Here is a 22015-nt window from a genome sequence, read left to right as displayed (position 1 = left end):
ACTACCGCGCGAAAAGGTTCGTAGTCGGTGAGAGAACTCCGCTACATCCCGGGCCGGGACACATCTTCGGATCCCTGCCTTCCATGATCGCCGCGGGCGTGCGTCGCCTTCGCGTCCGAAACGACAACCGGCGACAGCACTGGAGAAACAGCATGCGACTGTCCCGAGTGGCCGTCACGTGTGTGGCCGTTCTCGCCACCCTCGGCCTGACCACCACCGCCCATGCCGCAACCTGGGGATCCTCGGCCAAGTTCGCCACCTGGTCCGACGATGCCTACACCGTGCGCAACAACGTGTGGGGAAGCGGAGTAGGGCCCCAGTCGATCTGGGCGAACTCCCCCGGAAACTGGGGAGTGTGGGCCAACCACCCCGACACCGGTGGGGTCAAGTCCTATCCGCACTCGGCCAGGAGCATCGACAGCCCCATCAGCGATCTCGGCGATCTGACCAGCGAATTCGATGTAACGGTCCCGAGTTCCGGGGCGTATGCCACCGCCTACGACATCTGGGTCGACGACCACAGCTACGAGATCATGCTCTGGATGAATCAGCACGGTGACGTGGGCCCGATCGGTTCCCGGGTGGCCACCGTGGACGTCGGGGGCCACACCTGGAACGTGCACCGGGGATCCAATGGCTCCAACGAGGTGTTCTCCTTCGTTCGGCAGGCAGATACGACCACGGCCACCGTGGACATCGACTCGGTGATGGCCTGGATCGTCGAACGGGGATGGCTGGACGCCGAGGCGTCGGTGGGCGAGGTCCAGTTCGGTTTCGAGATCACCAGCTCCAACGATGGACTGGATTTCGTAACCAATGACTACTCGGTGACGCCCGGCTGAGAAATCGCGGCGTACATCCCATGGCGGGGAGGCACCGCTCGTCGCACGAGCCCTCCTCACCACGGGACTCGCTTCGTGTTTGTGCCAAGACGACTTCGTGCGACCGCTGCCTGATGCTCAGTTCCACTCCGACGGCAGGAAAACCCCATGGCACGCCACTTCAACCGTCGAAACGCTCTCCGTATCGGGGCAGCCTCGGCGTCCCTTTCCCTCCTGACTTCCACCGCCTCTTCCGATGCCGCCGTCTCCGCGACAACGCGAACCGAAACGGCGAGCGCCGAGCCACCGTTACGGGGGTTCTCCCTGTCCGAGGTGCGGCTCGGGCGTGGTCTGTTCGCTCGGAAACGTGCTCGAATGCTGGATTTCGCACGCGGCTACGACGAGAACCGGCTGTTGTTGGCCTTCCGCGCGAACGCGGACCTACCCACCCACGGCGCTGTCGCACCAGAGGGTTGGGAAAGCCTGGAGGGGCAGGGCAACGGCAATCTGCGAGGTCATTTCGCCGGGCACTTCATGACGATGCTGTCCCAGGCACACGCCGGCACCGGGGAAGCGGTGTTCCACCGCAAGCTGACCACGATGGTCGCCGCACTGCACGAGTGCCGCCAGGCGCTGAATCGGGAGCCGACCATCCGCGGCGCGGCCGGTCCGCTCGCCCGCGCCGTCGAGGTCCGGCGCGGGTCCTGCCTGTACTTCGATGTTCCCCCCGAAACGGTCAACGAACTACGGGCCATGACCTTCGCGGGATGGGTTCGCCCGGCGACCGCCGACGAGTGGACCCGAATCTTCGACTTCGGCAACGACACCGACACGAACCTCTTCCTCACCACGCGGGACAGTAGCGGCGTACCGCGGTTCGCTATCACCCGGGCAAGTGGCGGCAGCGAGGAACAGATCGTCGGTTCCGAGCCGCTCCCGGTGGGGGAGTGGAGCCACGTCGCTCTGAGCCTCTCCGAGGGCTCCGGTGCGCTCTATGTCAACGGCAAGGAGGTAGGCCGCAACGCGGAGCTGTCGTTTACCCCGGCCGAGCTCGGCAGCCTCGCGCACTGCTGGCTCGGCCGGTCACACTACGACGATCCCGTCCACTCCGGCGGCTACGCCGACCTCAACCTGTGGTCGAGCGTGCTGACTCCGCAACAGATCGAACAACTCCAGCACACCGAAGCGGCAGCGAGCACCGCCGGTCCCGGCGACCGATTCTCGTACCCGTGCCGGGAGCGGGGCGGAACCGTACTGCACGACCGCTCTGGCGCCCACCGGCACGCCACCTACGCCCGAACCTGGGGAAAACCCAGTCACCCCGGTTTCCTGGCCGCCTACCCGGAGACCCAGTTCATCCGGCTCGAATCGCTGACCAGCAGCAGCTATCCCGTGGTGTGGGCGCCGTACTACACCGCGCACAAAATCCTGCAGGGACTACTGGACGCCTACGAAACCACCGGAGACCGGCGCGCGCTCGATCTGGCCTCCGGGATGTGCGACTGGATGTACTCACGCCTGAGCGAGTTGACCGAGGCCGATCGCCAGCGGATGTGGAGTCTCTTCTCCAGTGGGGAGTACGGCGGTGTCGTCGAGGCGATCCTGCGTACCCACGAACACACCCGTGAACCGCGCCATCTGCGGCTCGCCCGGTACTTCAATCTGGAGTCGTTCATCGACGCCTGTGCACACAACACGGATGTTCTCGATGGCAAGCACGCCAACCAGCACATCCCGATCCTGACCGGCCTGGTGCTGCTGTACGAACGAACGGGCGAGCAGCGCTATCTGCGGGCCGCACGCAACTTCTGGGGCATGGTGGTACCCACCAGGATGTTCGGGATCGGAGGAACCGGTGAGGGCGAGTTCTTCCATCCTCGTGGGCGGGTGGCCCAGCTGTTGAGCCCCGACGCCGCCGAGACGTGTTGCGCCTACAACATGCTCAAACTGACACGCTCGTTGTTCCGGTGGGAGGGCGAACGCGGTTACGCCGAGTACTACGAGCGCGCTCTGTTCAACCAGATCCTCGGCTCCAAACGCGACGGCGACGACCCCGAGAAACCGTTGACCACCTACTTCGTCGGACTCGGCCCCGGAGCGATCCGTGACTTCACTCCCAAGAACGGCACCACGTGTTGTGAGGGGACGGGCCTGGAAAACGCGACGAAGTACCAGGACTCGATCTATTTCACACGTGAGGATCGAAGCGCGCTCTACGTGAACCTCTACTTGCCTTCGACACTGCGGTGGAGCTCCGGGGAAGTGACGATCGAGCAGGTCACGAGCTTTCCGTATGAGCAGCACAGCAGGTTGCGGGTGACCGGTTCGGCGCGGTTCGAACTGCATTTGCGTGTTCCGGAATGGGTGGGGCCCGGTTTCGTCGTCCGGATCAACGGGCTCCGCCAGCCGGTCGAGGCCGGTGAGCGGGGCTACGCCGTCCTCTCGCGGCAATGGCGAACCGGCGACACTGTCGACGTGGAACTTCCGTTCCAACTGCGCGCGGAAGGCACGCCTGACGATCCGACGGTGCAGAACCTGATGTACGGGCCACTCAACCTCGTGGCGCGGGACGAACGCTCCGAATTCCTTCGGTTCACGTTGTACGACACGGCGCGGCTGTCCGGGGATCTGTCGCCAGCGTTGACCGAATTGCCGGACAAACCACTGCACTTCCTGCTCGAAGGGGTGGAGCTGGCTCCGTTCTTCGAGGGCACGAAGGACTCCTACCACGCCTACTTTCGCAGGCAGGAGCCGCGAATCGTGTTCGACTCGGTGGACTCCGGTGTGCCCAACCGCGGTTCCTCGGATGGTGTCACCTTCCTCGACGAGATCTGGTCAGCGGCGCCGTTCGAGAACAGGGGTGAGTTCACCAGCCGCGTTGCCCGTGTTTCCCGACGTTGGCAGCAGGACGGGGTGTTCACCGACTCCGAGCGGGGACGGATCGTCTCGACCGCGGCCGAGGCGCGTTTCGACGGCTGAGCCGCGCCGGGGTCCACCGCCGACCCCGGTAGCGGACCCCAGTGCGGGGAACTGGAACCGGTTTTTCCCGGTGAGGTCGTTCTCCCGTCGCGAGCGCCCCTCGGAACGCGCGAGGATCGATTGCGGCCACACAGGGGAACGACCCCGCGGTGAGCGGTACCGTCGATCCGGCACCGCCACCGTGGAGGTTGGGAATGCCCCGGAACGGCACCTCACCGCAGCGTCCGGCCGTGATGGCCGATGTCGCCCGACTGGCGGGGGTGTCCCACCAGACGGTCTCCCGGGTGCTCAATGAGCACCCCTCGGTGTCACCGGCAACCCGAAGTCGGATCCTCGCCGCGATCGAGCAGCTCGACTACCGTCCGAACTCGGCCGCTCGTGCGCTGGTGACACGGCGAACGAAGGTCATAGGCGTCGTCAGTTTCACCACCACTGTCCACGGTCCCGCCAGTACGCTGTACGGCATAGAACAGGCTGCCCGGCGCGCCGGGTACTTCGTCAGCGTCGCAAGCGTGCGCGATGTCGACAAGGACGCCATCAGGCAGTCCGTGGGAGACCTCCGGGCGGTAGTACTGACTGTTCAGTTCACGTTGTGCAGCGAAGGCACGACGACCGGCCCGTCGAACAGGTCGGGAACAACTCCGGGTGGAGCAGTGCCGGTGACGACGACCGGCCGATTGGTATTGGGAGCGCTCACGCGCATGCTACGAGCGTGCAACCCGAATCGTTCACGTTCCTGTGAGGAGCCTTCATGTCGCATCGAGCGACCGGTCGCCGCCTTCGGCGATCGCTGCCCGCGGTGGCGGGCATGGCAGTGGTCACGCTGCTGGCCGGCGCGCTTGCCCCCGCCGCGGCGCACACCACGCATCACCACGACCCTCACCCGCACCATCCGCGGATGCCCGTGCCGGACCGGGTCGACGAACTGATGTCACGCATGTCCTTGCAGGACAAACTGGGACAGATGGTTCAGATCACGCGGGGTGCGGCCAGTCCCGCCGAGGTCGCCGAACTCCGGATCGGTTCCGTGCTCAGTGGGGGCGGATCCGCACCGAGCCCCAACACGCCCGAGGCGTGGGCAGACATGTACGACCGATATCAAAGTGCCGCGCTCGACACCCCGCTGGGGGTTCCGATTCTGTACGGCGTCGATGCCGTGCACGGGCACAACAACGTGCGGGGAGCCACGATCTTTCCGCACAACATCGGCCTCGGTGCCACGCGCGACCCCGAGCTGGTACGCCGGATCGGTGCCGCGACCGCCGAAGAGGTGGCGGCCACGGGTGTCGACTGGACGTTCTCACCGTGCCTGTGCGTGGCTCGGGACGACCGCTGGGGCAGGACCTACGAGTCCTTCGGGGAGACCCCGGAACTGGCCTCGGCGATGAGCAGCGAGATCACCGGCTATCAGGGCGCCGCCCTGGGCGGGGACCCGACCTCGATCATGGCTACGGCCAAGCACTACGTGGGTGACGGCGGAACGACCGGTGGGGTCGACCAGGGAAACACCCAGCTCAGCGAGCAGGAACTGCGTCGGATCCATCTGCCGCCATTCCGCAAGGCCGTCGAACGCGATGTGGGATCGGTGATGGTTTCCTACAGCAGCTGGAACGGCGCCAAGCTGCACGAACACGAATATCTGATCAACGACGTGCTCAAGGGTGAGCTCGGTTTCGACGGCATCGTGCTGTCCGATTACAACGCGATTCACCAGCTCGACGGCAACGACAGCACGCTCACTGCCTCCGAGGTGCGGCGTTCCGTCAACGCGGGCCTGGACATGATCATGCTGTCCAAGGACCACGAGAAGTTCCTGGGCCACCTGCGACAGGAAGTGGAGTCCGGCCGCATTTCGATGCAGCGTATCAACGACGCCACCCGCCGAGTGTTGACCAAGAAGTTCGAGCTTCGGTTGTTCGAGCACCCGTACGCCCAGCGTGATCTGCTGTCGACGGTGGGAAGCGACGAGCATCGTGAACTGGCACGTCAGGCGGTGCGCGAATCGCAGGTGCTGCTCAAGAACGAGGGTGTGCTGCCGTTGTCCTCGGGAACGGACAATCTGTTCGTGGCCGGTTCCAATGCCGACGACATCGGAAACCAGAGTGGCGGTTGGACGATCTCCTGGCAGGGATCCAGCGGTGACATCACCGAGGGAACCACGATCCTGGAGGGGATTCGCGAGGTCTCGGACTCCTCGGTGACTTACAACCGTCACGGTGACGGGATCAATGGCAGTTACGACGCCGCGATCGCGGTCGTGGGGGAGAAACCCTACGCCGAGTACCAGGGCGACCGCCCCAACGGGCTCGAACTCTCCCAGGAGGATCTGAGCACCATCGCCAAGCTGCGCTCCTCCGGGGTGCCCGTGATCGTCGTGCTCGCCTCGGGCCGTCCCATGGACATCGCCTCCGAGGTCGGTAACTGGGACGCGCTGCTGGCCTCCTGGCTCCCCGGAACCCAGGGTGGTGGTGTGGCCGACGTGCTGTTCGGCGAGTACGAGCCCACGGGCGAACTTCCGATGACCTGGATGCGCTCGTTCGAGCAACAACCGATCAACCGGGGAGACGGTAAGGATCCGCTTTATCCCTACGGCTACGGGCTCAGTTATCGCGACTAGAAAGCCGTGATCGACCCGGCGTTCCGGCCCGATGGTCCAACTCCGGGCCGGAACGCCGTTTCCACACGGCATTTTTCGGTTCAACTCAGCGACCGAGCCAGCCGAGCAGTAGATCCACATAGGCGAGATTCACAACGATGTGAACCGCGATGACGATCCAGATGTTGCGGTACCGGGACCACAGGTAGCCGCAGAGCACGCCGAACAGTCCTTGGTAGACCAGCACCGTGGCCAGTCCGGTGACCACCGATCCCGAGTGCAGGTGGGTTGGCAGGTGCATCGCGGCGAACAGCAGTGATGCCACCATGATCGCGGGCCAGCGCCCGACCAGGCTCTCCAGCCTGGTCTGCAGGAAACCACGGTAGAAGATCTCCTCGAGAACACCGGCGGTGAGCAGCGTCACCAGCGAGGCCATCGCCAGAGTCACCGGGTCCGGCAACGCGGCGGCAGGGTAGGGCGGCGGAGCCAGTGGGCTGATTCGCGACAGATAGAACCACGCCAGGACAGCAGGCAGCGGGGCCAGCCAACGCAACCGGGGCACTCGGACCGCGATCGCTGAGGTGGGCTGCTCCGCCCCTCGGAGCAGCCGGAAGGCGACAAGCGGCACCACGAGGAACAGCAGGACTTTCAATACCGCGTACCACAATCCACGGGATATGCCGGCGGGCAGCACGGCCATCACGGTGGGAAACGCGATAGCCGTTACCAGAACCACCCACATATCCCGGACCACCGATGCGTGTCGGGACCGCGAGAGCGGATCGGTTACCGATATCCGGAGTGGCACCAGCCGTGTCAGTACGATACCGACCAGTGGCGGCAGCATCGCCTGCCACAGCGTCATGGGAGGCGCACCTTCGTCCGCCGAGCCTCGAAAGCTGGTGTGCCCGGTAAGCAGCAGCCACAGCGGGGCGGCCACCAGCAAAGCGAGTCCGCACACCGTCAGCGCTCGTGCTGTCCTCCTCGTGGCCGACGGAGTTCGTACGTCATCGTCGTCGACGGTGTCGGAATCCCCCATCGGTGGGTGCATTACCGTCTTGTCCCTTCTTTCCGATCCAGCGCTGCCTCCCGGTTCGGCGAAGCGTGCAAAGTGATCGCGGACCCACAGCGCATCACCACAGCCGGGGTCGAGTACGGGTCGGTTCTCCGCGCCGCCATACGAGATTTCCCGTGGTGCCAAGACGGGTGTGCCGGGAGCCGTCCCGAGATCACTCTTCGCTGCGGCGGAACGGGGTCATCCGTGCCGCTCCGCGGCGACCTCTGCGAGCGTGGCCATACCCGTGTGCACCTCGGTGAATCGGGTGCTCAACGGTGACAGTCCGATGCGGATCCCGTCCGGGGCACGAAAATCGGGAACGACGCCGCGCCGACGCAGCTCTTCGTTGATCACGTCGAAGTCGCCGCGGCACAGCGTGATGTGTCCGCCCCGCCGAGAATGCTCACGCGGCGATGCGAACCGTACTCCCAGTGGTGGCAGCCAGGCATCGGCGAGCTCCAGTGCGAAATCGCTCAGCAGCAGCGACTTCGCTCGTATCGCGTTGATGCCCGCCTGCTCGACCAGCTCCAACCCGGTCAGTAACGGCACCATCCCCAGTATGGGTGGCGTACCGCTGAGCACGCTCCGAATGTTCGGGGCAGGCTCGTGGCCGGGTCCCATCGTGAAGGGGTGACGGTGCCCCATCCACCCCTGGACAGGTTGGTGGAGCGCGTGCTGGTGGCGATCGTTCACGTACGCGAAAGCCGGTGCGCCGGGACCACCATTGAGATATTTGTAACCACATCCGACGGCGAAATCCACGCCCCAGTTGTCGAGTTCGACGGGCACCGATCCCGCCGAGTGGCTCAGATCCCAGAGCACGAGCGCTCCGGTTTCGTGCGCGAGTCGCGTTATGGCCGCGGCGTTGGCGAGATAGCCGGAGCGATAGGCCACGTGGCTGAACACGGCCAGTGCCGTGTTCGGACCGATCGCGTTCGCGACCTGGTCGGGTGTGATACCCGCGTCCGGATCGGTCTCGATCCACCGCAGGGTCAGTCCGTGTTCGTCGGCGATGCCTTCGACGACATAGCGGTCGGTGGGGAAGTTGTCGGTGTCCAGCAGGATCTCCCGACGTTCGGGACGAGCACGCAGCGCGGCTCGTGCCAGTTTGTACAACAGCACGGTCGTCGAGTCGGCCACCACCAGCTGGCCGGGTGCGGCCCCCAGCACAGCTTTGCCGAGTCGATCTCCGACAGCGGTGGGCCAGTCGAGCCACTCGTCGTCCCACCCCCGGATCAGTCGTGCTCGCCACTGGTGGCGAACGAAGTGGTCCATGCGCTCGGCGGACACTGCGGGAGGGCGTCCCAATGAGTTTCCGTCGAAGTAGGCGACGATGTCGTCGTCGGTCGGCAGGAAGCGGTCCGGGTAGTCGCCGAGCGGGTCGGCCTCGTCGAGCTCGCGTGCTTTGGCCGCGAAATCCGTCCGGTCAGTCATGAGCGCGCCTCTTCCCGGGATGCTCCTCGTCGGTCAGTCGCACCACCTGGGCAGTCGACAGCGCCGTCGCCAACGCGGTCGGGTCGGAATCCAGGCCTTCGGGGATGACGCACGGTGGTGCGGACAGATCCGGGTCGGTCATGGCCAGCAGCACGTCATCGACCGACATGCCGGCTTGTTGCAACGCCGCGACCTCGCGAGCGTTGACGCCGAGTGGCAGTGGGCCGTTGCCCAGATCGGTTCCGTAGCGCACCGTGCCCCCGTGCTCCCGGAAACGACGCAGGTTGTCCTGCGCGCACTCGAGCTCTGCCGTGCGGTGGCCGTAGCCGTGGATGTCCAGCGTGCTGATCCAAATCATGTCGCGGGCCGCGGCCAGTGCCGTCTCGCCGATCCGTTCGGTCCACGGGACGTGGGCGAGCCGGTCGACACCGTGCAGCAATGCCGTCGAGAACGTATCGGCTCCTTCGGTGTGCGCGACGACGTAGAGGTCGTTGTCGTGAGCGGTGTCCACGAGCACCCGCAACACGTCGTCCCCCAGTACCGGCCCGGCACGGGTGTGCAGGGTGATTTTGATCGAGTTCGCACCGAGATCCCGCTGTTCGGCCACGGCGAGGCGTGCGTCGCGTTCGGAGGCCACCTGGCGGTAGAGGTCCGGCTGTGCCCAGCCCCGCCTGCTCGGATAGCCGCCGGGGGCGGTGAGCATCGCCCCGGCGAACCGGCAGACCGGCAGGGACGAGTCCTCGTGGGCGAGCAGTTCGGCGATCCGGCTCGGGCTGCTGCCGAGGTCGTCGACTCGCGCGATTCCGCCGGCTCGAACCTCGCGCAGCTCGACCAGCCCGGAGTGCACGTGCGCGTCGTGAAGTCCCGGCAGCAACGTCCCGGGAAGATACGTTGCCCGCGCCGAAGCCGGCACCTGCTCCCTCGCGCGTGGTGGTCCGGCGGGGAGGCCGTCGTGCAGCGGCAGCGCGCAGCGCCCCCACCACGTGTCCTGCCCCCACCAGGCGGAATCGGCGAGCAACCAGCAGTACTCGGTCATGTACCTCCGACGGCGGGCTCGTCGCGGATCACACACGTTCCGACGATCCGGGTCGGGTGCTTTCCGGCGATGTCGCTGTGCTCGACGTGACTCTGATGGACCCGGTAAGGGTACGTCGGACAGTTACGATTTCGACAGTTTCCGGCACGAAAAGTCCTGTCCGGCGGTGAGAAAGTTCCGCGGCCGGTGGGAACTTCCTACCGGGGGGCGTTTCGGGGCGTGTCGGGGAGTACACGATGCTGGCGAACGAGCAGGGTGAGGACGCCTGCCACGGTGATACCGCCCAGATTGATCAGCAGCTGCAGCATGGCCTCGCCGCAGTGGACCCAGTGGCCGGCGACGGCGGCGAGTGCGGCGAAACCGGCGGCGGGCACGGTCGTCACCGAGATGAACACCCCGATGAGGATGCCGGATTTCTCGGAAGTCAGCGCGAGCATGCCCGCGGTACCGGCGAGCAGTGCGATGATGATCGAGTAGGGGCCGATGTGATAGATGAAGGATGCCGTGTGTAGCCGGCCGAGTTCGGCGGTGTCGAAAATACCGACCACACGTCCCAGAACGGCCAGCACGACGGTGACGAGGATCGCGACGGGGTAGCCGACGCCGAGCGCGACGCCTGCCCGGGTTGCCAGGTCGCGGCGATTACCGATGGTGGCTACGGCGAGTGCGGCCAGCGGGCCGAAGTCGGGGCTGACGACCATGGCACCAACGATGGTGATGGCCGAGTCGGTGAGCACACCGACAGCGGCCAGCAAGCAGGCCAGGGTGAGAAACGCCAGGAAGGTCCCGTTGAGCCGGGATTCCTCACCGGTGGTCGCCACCAGTTCTTCCCAGATCACGGCGTCGGCGGGTTGGCCGGGGGTGGCTGCCTCGACGCTGTCGGCGGTGCGGGACAACAGTGTGTCGATATTGTGCAGACTGATTTCACCGCTGTGGCTCACCCCGAGCGAGGTGAGCTGGTCGAGCACGTGTTCGGCACTCTCCCGGGCGATCGCTGCCTCGATCAGGTCTCCGGCGGGCCGGACGGCCACCCCGCGGACGACGACCAGGTGCGCGATGCCGGAGTCGGTGCTCAGCAGGTCGATCACCGAGTCGGTGTGTTCGCACGGGCACACCACGCGCAGGTGCAGCATTGGTCCAGTCTGTCCGCTGTCGCTGTGCTTCGCACCGATCGGCACACGGCGATTCGAGTACCGAGGTCGCGATCCGGCCCCTTCCTCGAAGGTCTCACCGACTCGCGCCGACAAGCTGTGGATGGAACCAAACGTTTCGTATAAGATGCGGCGTCACGACTCGTACAGTTGCGGGCTACTGTGATCTGGAGGCCCCGTGTTCGTTCCGTTCAGCGTCTCCGACTTCATCGATCGTGCCGCGCAGGTCTACGCCGACCGCGTCGGTGTCGTCGACGAACCCGACCAGCCGGCACCGTCCCTCGGTGAGCTGACCTATCGTGAATTCGCGGGGCTGGCGGCACGGCAGGCCGCTCATCTCGATGAACTCGGCATCGGAGTGGGAGAGCGGGTTGCCGTTGTCAGTCACAACAGCGCGCGGCTGCTCACCTCCTTCTTCGGTGTGGCGGGAACGGGTCGGGTGCTCGTCCCCATCAATTTCCGGTTGCGCCCCGACGAGGTGCGCTACATCGTCGAGCACTCCGGCGCGCGAGCGCTGTACGTGGATCCGGCCCTCGAAGAGGAACTCGGGGCGGTGACGGCCGAGCATCGCTACACGCTGGGCCAGGACGAGGACCTGTACGCACCGGCCGGTGCCGAACCACGTGCCTGGCAACCGGACGAGAACGCCACCGCCTGCATCAACTACACCTCCGGCACGACGGCTCGCCCGAAGGGCGTGCAGATCACCCACCGCAACATCTGGGTCAACGCGCTGACGTTCGGGCTGCACGCGGGTTTGACCGACCGCGACGTGTACCTGCACACCCTGCCGATGTTCCATGCGAACGGGTGGGGGATGCCGTTCGCCACCACCGGGCTCGGCATCAAGCAGGTCGTGCTGCGCAAGGTCGACGGAGCAGAGATTCTGCGGCGTGTCCGTGACCACGGGGTCACCGTCATGTGCGCGGCCCCGGCCGTCGTCGCGGCCGTGCTCGACGCGGCCCGCGACTGGGAGGGGCAGATTCCCGGCCGCGGCAGCGTTCGGATCATCGTGGCCGGTGCGCCGCCTCCCACCAGGACGGTCGCGCGAGTGGAGGAGGAGCTCGGTTGGGAATTCGTCCAGATCTACGGGCTCACCGAGACCTCCCCGCTGCTGACCATCAACCGCTCCCGCTCCGAGTGGGACGATCTCGCCACCGAGGAGCGGGCCGCCAAGCTCGTCAGGGCCGGTGCTCCCGCACTGGGTGTACGGCTGGGGGTCTCCACCGAGGAGGACAACGAAGGGGAGATCCTGGCCCGCTCCAACGTCGTGCTCGACAGCTACTGGCAGCAGCCCGAGGAGACCGCCGCGGTGCTGCGGGACGGTTGGTTCCACACCGGCGACGGCGGCACCATCGGTGAGGACGGTTATCTCACGATCAGCGACCGCAAGAAGGACGTCATCATCACCGGAGGCGAGAACGTCTCCTCGATCGAGGTGGAGGACGTTCTTTTCTCACACCCCGCGGTCTCGGAGGTCGCTGTCATCGGCGTTCCCAGCGACAAGTGGGGCGAGACCATCAAGGCACTCGTGGTGCTGACTCCCGAGGCCGAGGAGCCGACCGAAGGCGAACTGATCGCCTGGTGCAAGCAGCGGGCTGCCGGCTACAAGGCCCCCACGTCGGTCGAGTTCCGCGACGAGCTCTCGCGTACCGCAACAGGTAAACTCCAGAAGTTCAAACTGCGGGCTCCGTTCTGGACGGAGGAGTGACCCGGCAGGGCATCGTTATGTTCGAACGTGGTTCGACAGGCTGAGGGCGTGTGCTTGCGTGCCTCGGCTCAGCGTTTCAGGAATACCTCTCCCGAACTCAGCGACGGTAGCGGGCGAGCCACACTCCGATTTCGACTTCTTTTCGGACCACAACCACGCCCCGATGGGCGGCAAGCTCGCTGGATCAGCCCGCCCATCACCGAACGATTCGCTTCACAGCGAGTCCTCGCATCGTCTTCCAGGACGAATGCCACTCGGCGCACGGACAGCTGTATACCGATGCCCACCCGCACTTGTCCTCGGTTCTTTCCCTCAACACGATCCAGCCGATTCATTCCAACGACCAACATCCCGGGTAGTTCATGCCGGATCCGCAAGGCCCGCGACGTTGAACAGCGAGGACTACCGCGCTTTCCGCGTTGATCCGGGCCCACATAACCATGCACGGCGCATCCAGACCGACCATGAACAGCCGCTTCGACCTCGGCAGGACGCCTCCGTAAGCGTATCCCTCATTGAACAGGGTCTTGTGTGAGTTCGCCGACGATGGTGTCGAGTTGAGGTGCGAGTGTGTGGCGGAAGTAGCGGCCCCAGTGTGGTTGGCTGCCGTCCGTGTCGGTGAATCCGTATTCTTCCGCCAGATCCCACGTTGCCAGTGACTGTCCGGTCTTGGACAACACGTCGGGATCCGTGGCGAGGGCGACCACAGCGCGGCCGAGGAAGGCCGGTGTTTCCGAATAGGCGAAATGCGGGTCTTTACCGATCCCGTCACGCCAGGTGCGTTCGGTAACGCCGAGGTGTTCGAGCACGGCTTCCGAACGCAGGAAACCGGGGGTCAGCGCGACAGCGGCGACACCATGCTTGCGTAGTTCCGCGGCTTGGATTCGGGCCAGTCGGATCACGCTTGTTTTGGCGAGGTCGAAAAACGGGCTGCCGCGGTAGCCGTCGGGAAACAGCGCGTTGGTGGCTTCGTCGCCGTCGGTGACCTCGACGACCAGGTCGGCGCGGCCAGCGGTCATCAGCGGCAGCGCGAAGTGACTGGTGATCAGGTGTGTGTCGATCGCGCGATGCAGCAGGGTCAGGCCGTCTTCGAGCGGGTGTTGCCACAGCGGCGTCCAATGCACCAGTGCGTCGCCGCCCCACACATCGTTGACGAGGATATCCAGGCGACCATCCTGCTCGGCGTTGATGCGGTTGATCAGGTTCTTCGCCTGGTGGGCATCCGCGTGGTCACACTGCACAGCGATACCCGTGCCGCCGGCGGCGGTGACGTACTCGGCGGTGTCCTCGATCGTTTCGGGACGGCCCAGATCGGATTCGCCGGCGCGAGTGCTGCGGCCGGTGACGTATACCGTGGCACCGGCGGCACCGAGTTCGGTCGCGATACCACGTCCACCACCACGGGTGCCGCCGGCAACGAGGGCAACATGTCCTGCCAAGGGAAAGTTCATGATCCAGGCTTACCAAATACCCACGACTATCTTCTTCGAGTCCCATCTCGTTGCAGGAACCCCTCGCGCACATTTTGAACATGTCCCGGTGACGCACCTCGAATAGACGAAACGCTGACCGGGGCTGTCTCAGATACCCGGTACGACGAACAAGACTTCACCACCCAACATCAACGACTCGAAAACTCGGCGTCGCCGAAGATCCGCATATCCGTCACCGTGACTTTATTGCCTCGTGGAGTTTCACCTGCATTTGTCAGTCCTCTTCGGCCTCATCCGGTTCCGTCGTAGGGTCGGTGACCTCGGTGGTCGATTGCAGGGTGGTGGCGACGAGGTCGGCGGCACTGCGCTCGGGATGGCGGGCCGCGTGGTTGTAGACGCTCTGGGTGGTGGCGATGCTGGTGTGACCGAGGTCGGCCTGGACATCGGCGAGAGCGGCGCCGGATTCGACGGCGGTGGTGACGTAGAAGTGGCGCAGCGCGTGAGGGTGGAGCGCTTCGGCGATCTCGCGCAGTTCGGGGCTGGCTCCCGCCAGTCTGCGCAGCAGCTGCCACAGCCCCTGGCGGGTGCACCGACGCCCGCTGCGAGTACTGATCAGAGGTTGGGGACCGGAGCTGGTCTGGCCGCGTGGGGCGGGGCGGTTGCTCTGCTGGGTGGCGTCGCGGGTGTGCAGGTAGTCGGTCAGGGTGGTCTCGACGCTCTCGGGTAGGTAGACGATGCGGGGTTTGTCGCCCTTGCCGGGGACGCGCAGCGCGCGGCGACCGCGTGTGGTGTGCAGGTCGGAGCGGTTGAGAGCGCACATCTCGCTGACGCGCAGCCCCAGGGTCAGCAGGGCGACCACGGTCGTGGCGCGGGCGGTGTCCTGTGGGGAGGCGCCGCGTCGAGGAGTGGCCGCGGCGGTGTAGAGCGCGCGCACCTGCTCCACGGTGAGGTTCAGCGCGTGGCCGGTCTCGCGGTTTCCGGACAGCCCGAGGCGGCGACGGTTGAGCGCTGCCGGGTTACCGCTGGTCAAACCGGTTTCGGCGAGGTGTGCGTAGAGGGCTTTGAGGGTGGCGAGCATGCGTTCGCGTGTGGTGCGGGCCGCCTCGGCGGTGACCAGTTCGTCCAGCCAGGCTTTGACGTGGGCACTGTGGGCGGACAGGGGATCGATCCGGTGAGCGGCGCACCACCGCAGCCAGTGCAGCTCGCGCAGTTTTCCCGGAGCCGCGGGCGGAGGGCGTCGGGTGGTCCTCGCCGGAGTCGGTGTCCGCGGGTCGAGGCCGAGGACGGCAGCATAGGCATCCACCGTGGCGCCCCAACCGGGTGGGCCTGATTCCGCGGCGGCCCAGTCGGCCAGTTCCTCGGGTCCCGCGGGCAAGCCGAGGCCGGTGGCGTAGGTGCGGCGGGTGGCGACATTGCCGTAACCGGCCAGCCAGTCGGCGATGGCGGCCAGCAGTCGCACCGGTTGTTCGGCGCCGGGCCACGGCTCATGGGGGTGCCCAGTTTTCGGTGCCCTCGATGCGGCTCGCTCCAGCGGGCTGTTCTTAGTCATTTTCATCTTTCGAATCCTCCTGTGGCACGTCCCATCCAGGTTAGCAACAAAACAACACTTTCGTAGCAAAGGTAGTTATGTATATCTAAACTCAAAACCAAGGTTGCGATATATATAACTTAAAACTAGGCTGATGGGTCATGGAAACCGCCACCGACGACACGGCCCCGCAGAGCCGGTGCAAGCTGGCCGCCTGCCGCGCCCCACTGCCTCCCGCCGGCCCGCGCGGTGGCCGACCGCCCGAGTACTGCCCGGACCGCACCTGGCCCGGCGGAAAGACCTGCAAACAACTCGCCGCCGCCCAATCCGCCCTGCACGAGGCTTTCGGCGACACCCCCGGTGCCACGCTGGACAGCGCGGCCGGCGACTTCGCCCGAGCCGCTGACGCCCTCGCCGCTCCACTGTCCGAGCTGCACACTGCCCTGGAACAAGTACGCGGCCAGGTCACCGAGGAGCTGACCACCGCCGCGGCGACCGCCACCGGCGCTCGCGCCGAAGCCGCCGAAGCCCACGAGACAACCCGACTCGCTGAGAACGCTCGTACCGAGGCCGAACAGGCCCAAGCACTCGCCGAGCAAGCCCGATCCGAGGCCGAAACCGCCGCGACCGAAGCCCGCGGGGAAGCCGAGCAAGCCCGATCCGAGGCCGAGCAGGCCCGTTCGGAACGAGCCGCCGCCATCGACGCACAACACCGAGCCGAAACCCAGGCCGCCGCGCACGAAGCCACCGCGACAGCCGCCACCGACCGCGCCACCACGGCCGAGGAACGAGCCGCGACCGCGACCGCCGAGCTGACCCAGGCGCGCGAACGCATCGCCGCTCTGGAAGCCGAACGCGACGCGTTGCGGTCCACGCTGGAGACCGAACGTCGAACGCACGAGGCCACCGAGGCAGACCTCCGACAAGCCCGCGACACCGCCCAGACGGCCGCCCAGGCCGCCGAGACCCGCGTCGAACAGGCCCAAACCCACCTCGACCAGGCCCTGACCCGCGCGGACAACGCCGAGACCCGCGTCGAACAGGCCGAATCCCAGCTCGCCCACGTCCACCAGCGAGCCACCGACGCCGCTGCCGACGCCGCCACCGCCCGAGCAGGTGCCGAGACCGTCACCAGTGAACTGACCCAGGCCAGGGCGCGACTACGGAACCTGCACGAGATCCTTCTCGAACCGCACGAGACCGACGAACATCTCCGGAACCGTCTGCTCGCGTCCCTGCTCCACGAACCGGTCGAGCAGCCTCCGGACCCCGACGAGAACAGCGCACCTCCGACCGGGGACACGCCATGAGCGCCCACGGTCATTCCACCCGCCGATCAACAGGTCGTTAGCGCGGCATCCGTGGCGGCGAAGTTCCCCGGTTCCTACGTCGGGCCGCGGGTTAGGACTGCTCGATCGTGGTGTGCGCCGGTGTGTTCGGCGCCGACAGCGCGTTAGCCTGTCGAGGTATGTGCCGGATCGCGGTCGTCGGGAGTAGTGGGGCGGGGAAAACGACGTTCGCCCGTGAGCTCGGGCGTCGTACGGGGATCGCTGTGGTCAACCTCGACGAGTTCTACTGGCGCCCCGGCTGGCGCCGTCCCGACCGCCAGTGCTGGCGCCGGCGGCAGGAAGAGGTGCTGGCCGGTGAGTCCTGGATCGCTGACGGTAACTACTGGTCCACGCTCGACATCCGATTGAGTCGGGCCGATACGGTCATCGTCCTCGATCGACCCCGCTGGGTGTGCCTGCTACGGGTGTTGCGAAGAAACTGCTGGCATCACGGGAAATCAGTGCAGGCCGCCGGCTGTCCGGAACGGGTTTCTTGGGACTTCCTGCACTACCTGTGGTCCTTTCCCCGACAGCACCGGCCACTCCTGTTCACCGAGATCGACCGGCACATCCCCGATCACGTGATACTCCTTCGGTCGAACCGGGACGAGCAGCGGTTCCTCGCCGCGGTGTAAGAGCGACCGGGGAACCTGGCGCAGTCGTCGTCGACCTGGAAGAGCCGAGACCTGCGCCTCTCGGAGGACGAACTGGTCAAGTGGTGCGTGCGGATGTTCGTCACCGTCGGCGACACGTTCCGAAACGCAGGTTCCGGGGCCATTCGTCGCCGCGTCCGGGCCGAGCTCCTCTCGGGAACCGCGGCTGGACGTTCTTGACACCCACCGTTCCGGGCCATAGCGTGAGATCATTACTTAGCGAGCGATAAGTAAGCTTCGCGAGTGCCCGGTCGAGACACGACCTCGACACGTGGCGGGTCCTCCGTCGGGGACCGCAGGAAGCACCCACCGGGCCGTTCGGGAGGAATCGGGATGCTGATCGAGGGAAGTTCAGCAGTGGTGGCAGGTCGAAACCCCATGTTCAACGGGGAAACGAGCCGACTGGACGGCGCCCTGCGCATGGCACCGCGCTGACCGGTGACCTCCGCCACCCGTATTCCGCTTTCCCCGAGCGTCCCGAGACCACTACGTCGCCGAGTAGGCACCAGGAGACATGCCGTGCGAACGCGCTTCTGTGACATGTTCGGAATCGAGCACCCGATCACCCTCGGCGGGATGCAGTGGGTGGGCCGCGCGGAACTGGTCGCGGCGGCAGCGGAATCCGGAGCGCTGGGATTCCTCAGCGCACTCACCCAACCGAGCCCCGAGGACCTGGTCAAGGAGATCGCTCGGTGCCGGGAGATGACGGATCGACCGTTCGGTGTGAATCTGACGATCCTTCCCTCCATCAACCCACCACCGTACGAGGAGTACCGCCAAGCCATCGTCGAATCGGGCGTGCCGGTGGTGGAAACGGCCGGGGCCAACCCGGCCGAGCACGTGCCGGTCTTCCACGAGGGCGGAGTTCGGGTACTGCACAAGTGCACGAGTGTTCGACACGCCGTCAAGGCACAGCGCGTGGGAGTGGACGCGGTCAGCATCGACGGTTTCGAGTGCGCGGGCCATCCGGGTGAGGACGACATCCCCGGCTTGGTGCTGATCCCGGCGGCGGCGAACGCGATCGATGTTCCGATGATCGCCTCCGGCGGCTTCGGAGACGCCCGCGGTCTGCTCGCCGCGCTGGCTCTCGGTGCCGACGGGATCAACATGGGAACCCGATTTCTGTGCACCAGCGAGGCCCCCGTTCACGAACGGATCAAAGAACAGATGGTGCGAGCTTCCGAACTGGACACCGAGCTGATCTTTCGACCGTTGCGCAACACGGCACGTGTCGCGCGGAACGCGGTCAGCCGCGACGTCGTGCGGATCCTGGACTCGGGCGGGGCGTTCGAAGACGTCAGGGAACTGGTTTCCGGGGCACGGGGCAGCCAGGTCTACGAGACCGGTGACCCCGACCACGGGATATGGAGCGCCGGTCTCGTGCTCGGGTTGATCAACGACGTTCCCACCGTCGCGGAGCTGGTGGACAGGATCATCACCGAGGCGCACTCGATCCTCGACGAGCGGTTGAACGTGCTCGCGAACTGAAGGATTCGCCTCGCTTCGCCGCACAGGGGCGGAGTCGGCGGGTACGTGTGTGATGGGATGTCTGCCGTGCGAGCTTCACGGGATCCCGCCGCGGACGTGTCAACATCCGATTGGCGCGTATTCGCCGGTGAGGAACTGTCACCGATCCTGCGTGGCGCCCTGGAGATGTTTCACGAGCACGGGTACCACGGAACGACCGTACGGATGATCGCCAACAGGGTAGGGGTCACCGTACCCGCGCTGTACTACCACTACGAGAACAAGCAGGCGATGCTCGCCGCGCTGCTGGAGTCCGGCCTCCGGGAACTGGTCACCCGTGCGCACCAGGCGGTCGCCGAAAGCAGCGAGGACCCCGTGGAACGGTTCGCGAATCTGGTCGAGTGCCTCGTGCTGTGCATGACACATCGATTGCAGTGGGCCTCGTTGGACTCCGAGCTGCGGCACCTCGACTCCGTCAACCGGGAACACTACGCGGCGCTTCGCAAGGAGATCGAGACCCTGTTCGCCACGATCCTGCACACGGGTACACAACGGGGGATTTTCGACACCGCTGGTGTCACGGACACCGCACGAGCGCTGCTCGGCATGTTTCAGGCCATCGTGACCTGGTACGACCCGGCCGGTTCAGTATCGCCGGAGGAGCTCGCCGAACGCTACGTCGGGATAGCCGCTCGCTGTGTGGGCGTCAGCGAGCAGATGCTGCGACGGCTCGATTCACGGGGTGGTACTCGTCCGGATCGGACCGAGTAGCACCACGCGCCGTGCCGCCCGGCCCGCGCGGGGCCTCGACCTGGCGGTCGGTCGCCCTCGGACCCATCTCAGGGCCGGTGGTGACGTTCGGAGTTTCACTGTCACTTCGTGCACGCCTCTGTTGAGACGATCTTCTCGGAAATGATGCCGCGTACGATTGAGACGGTTTTCTGTCCCACTGGCGAAGAACCAACGGAGGCACGATGAAAATCGAGATCGACGAGGAGAAATGCATCGGCGCCGGGCAGTGCGTCATGAGCTCCCCGGAAACCTTCGACCAACGCGACGAGGACGGGGTCGCGTTCCTGCTCGAGGAGTCACCGGCACCGGAACGTCGGGCGCGGGTGCGTGAAGCCGCGACACTGTGCCCGGCCGCCGCGATCACGGTTGTCGAGGACCACTAGATCTGGTTCCTCGGCAGGGTGTTCTCCCGGAGCCAACTCAACACCTGCCCGGCGTGCTCTCGCGGCGCGGAGATCGGGTGGAAGACGTGCTCGACCAGGCCCTCGTGCACGATCAGGGTCAGCCGCTCGTACAGCCGCAGCCCATCCGCCCGGAACGTGGGAAGCCCGAGTGCTCGGGCCAGGTTGTGCGTGGGGTCGGACAGCATCGGAAACGGGAGGTCTAATCGCTCGACCAGTTCACGCTGGTACTCGGAGTGCTGGCTGGACAGGCCGAACACCCCTGCCGCGCCCGCTGTCAGCAGTTCCCGGTGGTGATCGCGGAAACCGCAGGCCTCGGCAGTGCAGCCGCGTGCTCCGGGAATCGTGTCCCAACCGTCGGGCAGATCGACCCGCGGGCTGCCGGTGAGCGGGTAGACATAGATCACCGTGCGCCCCGCCCCGAGTGCGTCGAGGCGGACCGTCCCGCCATGGGTGTCACGCAACGGTAGATCCGGCATCCGCGTGCCGGGCAGCTGCTCGGCGCTGCCACCGTCAGGGGTGGGCGAGTCATCGGGCGGGGCCGGGCACCCGGTTCCCGCGTGCCGAACCGCGTCGGCCGACGAGTCGGCATCGCCCCGGTTGGCGGCCCGCGCGAGCTGCTCGCGCAGCGCGGCCCGCCGGTTGGTCAGTTCGTCGATACGCCGCGTGAGTTCGTCGATGGCGTCCCGGTAGGTGGCAAGTGAGGCGGGGCAGTCGTCGGCGTGCCCGTGACCGGCCGTGAGGCAGTCCAGGAACGGCCGGCTACGTCCTGCGGAGATTCCGAGCTCACCGAGCTCCCGGATCTGCCGCACCAGCCGCACGTCGTGCTCCCCGTAATTCCGATAACCATTGGCCAGCCGCGCGGGATCGAGTAAACCCAGCGACTCGTAGTAGCGCACCGCTTTGGTCGTCACGCCGGCCCTGCGGGCCACCTCACCGATCCGTATCCCTGTCACCACCACGAACGCTAAACCCTGCCCCCGAGGGCAAGGTCAACTCGAAACCACCGGGCACGGCATCGCGGACGCCGTGCCCGCGCACTGCTCTGGGAGCGTGCCGTTCGCCCGAACCCGGATGCTTCAGAACGCCGCTGTGCGCGGACAGCGTGTCGACGGGCGCGCACGGAACCGCCACGTGTCGGCTGGGAGACATCACCGACGAACGGGAAGAATGTTCCACCGCCGTCGGTGATGTCGACGCAGCAGGATCCGGGGTTCATGCTCGCCGAAAAGTCCGCGCGAGCCGCCTCAGACGAGACGATGGCCGTTCGGGACGGGGAACTCGAAGCCGGCGAGCACGACACCCCCTTGGTCGTCGTGAACACCGGTGACCAGCACTTCCGATTTCACACCCGCTACGCGTCTGGGTTCGAAATTGCAGACGCACAGCACCTGCCGCCCCAGCAGGTCCTCGGGCGTGTAGTAATCGGTGATCTGGGCGCTGGACGTGCGCACGCCGTGCTCACCGAGATCGACCGAGAGCACGTAGCAGGGGTTGCGTGCTGCCGCATTCGGCTCGGCGGCGACGACGGTCCCCACTCGAAGCTCGACCCGTTCGAAATCGGACCACTCGATCGTCGTCATGCCATACCCGTCAACATCGGCCCGTCACGTCTCCGAGGACAGTGC

General features: G+C 66.1%; 17 protein-coding genes and 1 pseudogene. 10 read left to right on the top strand and 8 right to left on the bottom strand.

From position 1 onward, the window contains the following. Window positions 1–152: 152 nt before the first annotated feature. The 4 genes and pseudogenes from J2S53_RS04450 to J2S53_RS04435 all read left to right on the top strand — a co-directional run bounded on the left by J2S53_RS04450 (window position 153) and on the right by J2S53_RS04435 (window position 6417). A complete protein-coding gene (locus tag J2S53_RS04450; RefSeq protein WP_456239876.1) occupies window positions 153–842 on the top strand; it encodes a GH12 family glycosyl hydrolase domain-containing protein in 690 nt (229 codons plus the stop codon). 147 nt (window positions 843–989) lie between these two features. Continuing rightward, window positions 990–3800 (top strand): beta-L-arabinofuranosidase domain-containing protein, encoded by a 2811-nt coding sequence (locus J2S53_RS04445; RefSeq protein WP_456239875.1) that lies wholly within the window; start codon window positions 990–992, stop codon window positions 3798–3800. A 194-nt stretch (window positions 3801–3994) separates the two neighbouring features. Next, window positions 3995–4351, top strand: a pseudogene (locus J2S53_RS04440) (LacI family DNA-binding transcriptional regulator); the annotation flags it as partial. 200 nt (window positions 4352–4551) lie between these two features. Continuing rightward, window positions 4552–6417, top strand: coding sequence for a glycoside hydrolase family 3 protein (locus J2S53_RS04435; RefSeq protein WP_456239874.1), 1866 nt, complete (start codon window positions 4552–4554; stop codon window positions 6415–6417). A gap of 85 nt (window positions 6418–6502) precedes the next feature. Here J2S53_RS04435 and J2S53_RS04430 read toward each other — a convergent pair whose 3' ends face one another. The 4 genes from J2S53_RS04430 to J2S53_RS04415 all read right to left on the bottom strand — a co-directional run bounded on the left by J2S53_RS04430 (window position 6503) and on the right by J2S53_RS04415 (window position 11056). After that, on the bottom strand, window positions 6503–7435 hold the full coding sequence (locus J2S53_RS04430) for a CPBP family intramembrane glutamic endopeptidase (protein ID WP_456239873.1): 933 nt from the start codon (window positions 7433–7435) through the stop codon (window positions 6503–6505). 216 nt (window positions 7436–7651) lie between these two features. Further along, window positions 7652–8887 (bottom strand): kynureninase, encoded by a 1236-nt coding sequence (kynU, locus tag J2S53_RS04425; protein WP_456239872.1) that lies wholly within the window; start codon window positions 8885–8887, stop codon window positions 7652–7654. After that, window positions 8880–9923, bottom strand: coding sequence for an amidohydrolase family protein (locus tag J2S53_RS04420; RefSeq protein WP_456239871.1), 1044 nt, complete (start codon window positions 9921–9923; stop codon window positions 8880–8882). Before J2S53_RS04420 ends, kynU begins: the two co-directional genes overlap by 8 nt. Window positions 9924–10120: 197 nt before the next feature. Then, entirely contained in the window at window positions 10121–11056 is a 936-nt protein-coding gene (locus tag J2S53_RS04415; protein WP_456239870.1) for a DUF389 domain-containing protein, read from the bottom strand. Window positions 11057–11252: 196 nt separating this feature from the next. Between J2S53_RS04415 and J2S53_RS04410 the strand changes: the two genes are divergently transcribed. After that, window positions 11253–12785, top strand: coding sequence for an AMP-binding protein (locus J2S53_RS04410; RefSeq protein ID WP_456239869.1), 1533 nt, complete (start codon window positions 11253–11255; stop codon window positions 12783–12785). 512 nt (window positions 12786–13297) lie between these two features. Here the strand turns inward: J2S53_RS04410 and J2S53_RS04405 are convergent. Continuing rightward, a complete protein-coding gene (locus J2S53_RS04405) occupies window positions 13298–14236 on the bottom strand; it encodes an SDR family oxidoreductase (protein WP_456239868.1) in 939 nt (312 codons plus the stop codon). Window positions 14237–14492: 256 nt separating this feature from the next. Further along, a complete protein-coding gene (locus J2S53_RS04400) occupies window positions 14493–15773 on the bottom strand; it encodes a tyrosine-type recombinase/integrase (RefSeq protein ID WP_456239867.1) in 1281 nt (426 codons plus the stop codon). Window positions 15774–15907: 134 nt separating this feature from the next. Here J2S53_RS04400 and J2S53_RS04395 point away from each other — a divergent pair, with 134 nt between their 5' ends. The 5 genes from J2S53_RS04395 (at window position 15908) to J2S53_RS04375 (ending at window position 20369) form a co-directional block, all read left to right on the top strand. After that, complete coding sequence (locus J2S53_RS04395) at window positions 15908–17056, top strand: hypothetical protein (protein ID WP_456239866.1); 1149 nt, start codon at window positions 15908–15910, stop codon at window positions 17054–17056. 158 nt (window positions 17057–17214) lie between these two features. Further along, window positions 17215–17709 (top strand): hypothetical protein, encoded by a 495-nt coding sequence (locus J2S53_RS04390; protein ID WP_456239865.1) that lies wholly within the window; start codon window positions 17215–17217, stop codon window positions 17707–17709. Between the two features lie 558 nt (window positions 17710–18267). Continuing rightward, the gene (locus J2S53_RS04385; protein WP_456242702.1) at window positions 18268–19215 is read left to right on the top strand and encodes an NAD(P)H-dependent flavin oxidoreductase; all 948 of its coding nucleotides are present in this window, start codon (window positions 18268–18270) and stop codon (window positions 19213–19215) included. A gap of 96 nt (window positions 19216–19311) precedes the next feature. Next, window positions 19312–19965 (top strand): TetR/AcrR family transcriptional regulator, encoded by a 654-nt coding sequence (locus J2S53_RS04380; RefSeq protein WP_456239864.1) that lies wholly within the window; start codon window positions 19312–19314, stop codon window positions 19963–19965. A gap of 203 nt (window positions 19966–20168) precedes the next feature. Next, window positions 20169–20369, top strand: coding sequence for a ferredoxin (locus J2S53_RS04375; RefSeq protein ID WP_456239863.1), 201 nt, complete (start codon window positions 20169–20171; stop codon window positions 20367–20369). On the opposite strand, the gene J2S53_RS04370 is transcribed toward J2S53_RS04375, so the two are convergent. Continuing rightward, window positions 20366–21334 (bottom strand): MerR family transcriptional regulator, encoded by a 969-nt coding sequence (locus J2S53_RS04370; RefSeq protein ID WP_456242701.1) that lies wholly within the window; start codon window positions 21332–21334, stop codon window positions 20366–20368. The genes J2S53_RS04375 and J2S53_RS04370 overlap by 4 nt on opposite strands. A gap of 300 nt (window positions 21335–21634) precedes the next feature. Further along, window positions 21635–21970, bottom strand: a complete 336-nt coding sequence (locus J2S53_RS04365) for a tRNA-binding protein (protein ID WP_456239862.1) — start codon at window positions 21968–21970, stop codon at window positions 21635–21637. Window positions 21971–22015: the final 45 nt, after the last annotated feature.

Origin of the sequence: Actinopolyspora lacussalsi (assembly GCA_030803735.1) — a bacterium.
GTDB classification, from domain to species: domain Bacteria; phylum Actinomycetota; class Actinomycetes; order Mycobacteriales; family Pseudonocardiaceae; genus Actinopolyspora; species Actinopolyspora lacussalsi.
The sequence above is the reverse complement of the archived record's forward strand: the minus strand, read 5'-3'. Positions and strand labels throughout refer to the sequence as shown.

Excerpts from the sequence above, each read along its gene's own strand:
- J2S53_RS04400 (WP_456239867.1), bottom strand. The coding sequence starts at position 15,773 with ATGAAAATGACTAAGAACAGCCCGCTGGAGCGAGCCGCATCGAGGGCA.
- J2S53_RS04430 (WP_456239873.1), bottom strand. The coding sequence starts at position 7,435 with ATGGGGGATTCCGACACCGTCGACGACGATGACGTACGAACTCCGTCG.
- J2S53_RS04385 (WP_456242702.1), top strand. The coding sequence starts at position 18,268 with ATGTTCGGAATCGAGCACCCGATCACCCTCGGCGGGATGCAGTGGGTG.
- J2S53_RS04445 (WP_456239875.1), top strand. The coding sequence starts at position 990 with ATGGCACGCCACTTCAACCGTCGAAACGCTCTCCGTATCGGGGCAGCC.
- J2S53_RS04395 (WP_456239866.1), top strand. The coding sequence starts at position 15,908 with ATGGAAACCGCCACCGACGACACGGCCCCGCAGAGCCGGTGCAAGCTG.
- J2S53_RS04450 (WP_456239876.1), top strand. The coding sequence starts at position 153 with ATGCGACTGTCCCGAGTGGCCGTCACGTGTGTGGCCGTTCTCGCCACC.
- J2S53_RS04365 (WP_456239862.1), bottom strand. The coding sequence starts at position 21,970 with ATGACGACGATCGAGTGGTCCGATTTCGAACGGGTCGAGCTTCGAGTG.
- J2S53_RS04415 (WP_456239870.1), bottom strand. The coding sequence starts at position 11,056 with ATGCTGCACCTGCGCGTGGTGTGCCCGTGCGAACACACCGACTCGGTG.
- J2S53_RS04390 (WP_456239865.1), top strand. The coding sequence starts at position 17,215 with ATGTGCCGGATCGCGGTCGTCGGGAGTAGTGGGGCGGGGAAAACGACG.
- J2S53_RS04420 (WP_456239871.1), bottom strand. The coding sequence starts at position 9,923 with ATGACCGAGTACTGCTGGTTGCTCGCCGATTCCGCCTGGTGGGGGCAG.
- kynU (WP_456239872.1), bottom strand. The coding sequence starts at position 8,887 with ATGACTGACCGGACGGATTTCGCGGCCAAAGCACGCGAGCTCGACGAG.
- J2S53_RS04435 (WP_456239874.1), top strand. The coding sequence starts at position 4,552 with ATGTCGCATCGAGCGACCGGTCGCCGCCTTCGGCGATCGCTGCCCGCG.
- J2S53_RS04375 (WP_456239863.1), top strand. The coding sequence starts at position 20,169 with ATGAAAATCGAGATCGACGAGGAGAAATGCATCGGCGCCGGGCAGTGC.
- J2S53_RS04405 (WP_456239868.1), bottom strand. The coding sequence starts at position 14,236 with ATGAACTTTCCCTTGGCAGGACATGTTGCCCTCGTTGCCGGCGGCACC.